The organism is Aquabacterium sp. A08 (genome assembly GCF_011742065.1).
Window position 1 is genome coordinate 1 of sequence record NZ_JAAQQT010000366.1, and the last position, 593, is coordinate 593.

Consider the following 593-nt stretch of genomic DNA (forward strand, 5'->3'; position numbering starts at 1 on the left):
GGGATCGACGGCACCGCCACCTACTCGGTGGACGAGCTGAAACTCATCACCTTTCGGGTGGCCTGGCAGTGCAAGCGCTATGGCACCGACAACAAAGTGCAGCCTGCAGCGATCCGTGAATTCCGAGGTGCCCTGGACCAAGGCTTCCAGCACGGCATCTTTTTCACCACCTCCAGCTTCACGGTGGAAGCGGTGAATGAGGCACGGCGTTCAGGCAAGGTGCAGATCACGCTGGTCGACATTGCCGGGCTGATCGCCTTGCTCAAGTCCAAGGGCTTGGGCGTGACCCAACTGGCCAAAGACGTCTGGAAAGTCAACCAGGCCTACTTCGACAAGTTCAAGCAGGCCAGCAATGTGCACTCGGCCAACAAGAAGCTCTTCAAAGCCAAGCCCCCGGCTCAGTGACACGCGGTCTGGCTAAGGCCTACACATTGTGCGATGCTGTTTGCGCCGTGTCCGAAATCGATACGGTCTCAGCAGCGAACCCAGAACAAGCAGGCAAGGAGGACCCCATGTGGCTCATCACACCAGTAGGATTTTTCAGCATCGTCCAGAAACCCAGCGACGTGGCAACAGACACCCTGACCGTGCGC

The 593-nt window shown here is 58.5% G+C and carries 1 protein-coding gene; it reads left to right on the top strand.

Going from position 1 to position 593, the window contains the following annotated elements; genetic code table 11:
• On the top strand, nt 1-405 hold a 405-nt coding region (locus tag HA630_RS02070), incomplete at its 5' end, for a restriction endonuclease (protein ID WP_166832199.1).
• Between the last annotated feature and the right edge of the window lie 188 nt (nt 406-593).